This window comes from Sinomonas sp. (genome assembly GCF_051955515.1).
Lineage (GTDB): Bacteria > Actinomycetota > Actinomycetes > Actinomycetales > Micrococcaceae > Sinomonas.
Map to the genome: position 1 here is coordinate 1 of NZ_JBQCGQ010000215.1, position 2,928 is coordinate 2,928.

The 2,928-nt window shown below is 72.1% G+C and carries 2 protein-coding genes and 2 pseudogenes; all 4 read left to right on the forward strand.

What is annotated here, in order from left to right:
- A pseudogene (locus tag ACTHL9_RS12650) lies at positions 1-607 on the forward strand (gfo/Idh/MocA family oxidoreductase); the annotation flags it as partial.
- Positions 604-1,527, forward strand: coding sequence for an NAD-dependent epimerase/dehydratase family protein (locus ACTHL9_RS12655; RefSeq protein WP_440519545.1), 924 nt, complete (start codon positions 604-606; stop codon positions 1,525-1,527). The pseudogene ACTHL9_RS12650 and the gene ACTHL9_RS12655, both read left to right, overlap by 4 nt.
- 8 nt (positions 1,528-1,535) lie before the next feature.
- Positions 1,536-2,501, forward strand: coding sequence for a 5-dehydro-4-deoxyglucarate dehydratase (locus ACTHL9_RS12660; protein ID WP_440519547.1), 966 nt, complete (start codon positions 1,536-1,538; stop codon positions 2,499-2,501).
- Positions 2,498-2,928 (forward strand): annotated as a pseudogene (locus ACTHL9_RS12665) (mandelate racemase/muconate lactonizing enzyme family protein); the annotation flags it as partial. The gene ACTHL9_RS12660 and the pseudogene ACTHL9_RS12665, both read left to right, overlap by 4 nt.

A 2,928-nucleotide genomic window follows, 5' to 3' on the forward strand; every position in this document is an offset into this window, starting at 1 on the left:
CTACCTCGAGGGCGAGGCCGACGACGGCTACCTCCGCGACCGCGACGTCTTCACCGAGGGCATCGACATCGAGGACAACCTGAGCCTCGTGGTCGGCTACCGCGGCGGCGCCTCGATGGCCTACACGCTCGTGGCGCACTCGCCGTGGGAGGGCTACCGCGTGGCGTTCAACGGCACCGAGGGCCGCGTGGAGATCGAAGTCGTGGAGCGCGGGTCGGTCTCCCCGGACAGCCACACCCTCGACCCGTCCGTCGCCGCGGACCCAGAAAGCGCGGGCCAGGATGTGCGCCCCGAGGGCCAGCGGATCATCCTCCAGCGACTCTGGGAGCCGGCCCATGAGGTTCCGATCCCCGTTGGCACCGGCGGCCACGGCGGCGGGGACGCCATGCTGCTCTCCGATGTCTTCCGCGGCCCCGGCAACGACCCGCTCCACCGTCAGGCGGGCTACATCGACGGCATCCGCAGCGTCCTGGTCGGCGTCGGCGCCAACGAATCGCTCCGCACGGGCCAGGCCGTCCGGCTCGCCGACTTCGGCGTCCCGCTCGACGACGAGGGGCCCCTCACCTTCTTCTCGACAGAGAGCACGACGGCGGGATCCCGGGCATGAGGATCGCCGTCACCGGCGGCTCGGGCCGGCTCGGCGTGAGCGTCGTCAACCACCTGGCATCCCGAGGCCACGAAGTCCACTCTCTGGACCGCGCGCCGTCGCCCCTTGTGAGCGACGCTGCGCTCCAGCACGCCGTCGACCTCGCCGATGCCGCGGCCGCGAAGGCCGCGCTCGCGGCGATCCGGCCCGAGGGCGTCGTCCACCTCGCGGCGATCGCGGTTCCCTTCAGCGCGCCCGAGGACGTCATCCTCCGCACGAACGTGCAGCTGTGCTTCTCCGTGCTGAGCGCCGCGGTCGACGCCGGAGTGAGCCGCGTGCTCGTGGCGTCGAGCCCCACAGTGCTCGGCTACGGGACGCCACAGGGCTGGTCGCCGCAGTATCTGCCCATCGACGAGGAGCACCCGATCGCGCCGTGGAACGCGTACGCCCTCTCGAAGTCGATGCTCGAGGCCACAGTCCGCATGTTCGTGGCGCAGCTGGGGGATGCTGTCCGCTTCGGCGCCTTCCGCCCGTGCTTCGTCATCTCGCCCGAGGAATGGCAGGGCGCACCGACTCAGCAGGGCCACACGGTCGCCGAACGCCTCGCGCGGCCCGAACTCGCCGCCGTCTCGCTCTTCAACTACGTGGATGCGCGCGACGCTGCGCGGTTCGTCGAGCGCTGGCTCGAGGGCGCGGACGAGGTGCCGAACGGCGAAGTCTTCTTCGTCGGGGCCGACGACGCCATGGCCCGCCGCCCGCTCGCCGAACTGGTCCCGCAGTTTTTCCCCGGAAGCGAGGGGATCAGCGCCCACCTGACGGGCACGCAGGCCGCCTTCACGTCGGCGAAGGCGTTGCGCCTGCTCGGCTGGCGCCCCCAGCGCTCCTGGCGCACCGAGCTCGAGGGCGAGCCCCTCGCCGCCACCTCCGTTCACCTGAGCTAAGGAACCCCATGAAATTCGACGGCATCCTCTTCTTCCCCGTCACTCCCTTCGACGCGCACGGACGGATCGACGCGGGCCTCGCGCGCGAGCACGTCGCCTCGCGCCTCCCGCATCAGCCGGGCGGCATCTTCGCCGCGTGCGGGACCGGCGAATACCACTCGCTGACCGCTCAGGAGGCGGGCGCCGTCGTCCGCGCCTCCGTGGAGGCGGTGCGCGATGCGGGAAGCGCCATTCCTGTGCTCGGCGGCACTGGCGGTCCGCTGGGGCACGCCCTCGAGGCCGCGCGTGCCGCGGAGGAGGCGGGCGCGCAGGGCCTCCTAGTCCTCCCGCCGTACCTCGTGAACTCGCCCGTCGACGGGCTGGTTCGCTACGTCGAGGCGATCGCCGCAGCGACGGACCTCGAGCTCGTCATCTACCACCGCGCCAACGCGAAGTTCACGCCGGCGGCCGTCGCGCACCTCGCAGCGAATCCCCAGGTGGTCGGCTTCAAGGACGGCGCCGGGGACGTAGCGGTGACGCAGGAGGTGGTCCTCGCCGTCGAGGCCTCCGGGCGCACCGACTTCCAGTTCTTCAACGGCCTCCTCACCGCGGAGCTCAGCCAGGCCGCGTACCGGGGGATCGGGGTGCCCTTGTATTCGTCGGCGGCGTTCGCGATGGCACCCGAAGTCGCCAACGCCTACTACCACGCGTATGCCGACGGCGACGAGCCCCGCCGCCGGGAGCTCCTCGACCGCTTCTTCCGGCCCCTCGTGGCCCTGCGCGACGCCGTTCCCGGCTACGGCGTGTCGCTCATCAAGGCCGGCGTGAGGCTGGGCGGCCTCGAGGTGGGCGGCGTGCGGCCCCCGCTGATGGATCCCCTCCCCGAGCACCTTGCGGAGCTTGAGCGGATCCTCGCCGCGGGCGGGGAGCTGGTTGCCAGCGGAGCTGTCCGCCCTGCGGAAAACACGGCCGACGGCGCCCTGATCCGCTCGTGAACGCCTCACCGGAGCCCGTGCTCACATCGCTCCGCACGCGCTTGCTCGTCCCGCGGCTTCCCCGGCCGTGGGGAGCGGACGTGCCGGAACTGCACTTCATCGTCGTCGACGTCGAGGACTCGCACGGCAACCGCGGAACGGGCTTCAGCTGGACGCCGACCATCGGCGGCGGCGCGGTCCAGAGCTTGCTCACCGAGGACATCCGCGCGGCCGCCCTCGGTGGCCCGACCCATCCCGAGGCGGTCTGGGACGCCCTGTGGGTACGTCTGCACGAGGCCGGTGGAGGAGGGCTCACGACCATCGCGCTGGCGGGCCTCGACCTCGCCCTGTGGGACCTCCTGGGGAAGCGCCTCGGTGCGCCGGTCGCGGAGCTGCTGGGCCGCCGTCGTACGTCGTTGCCGGCGTACGGCAGCGGCGTGAATCTGCA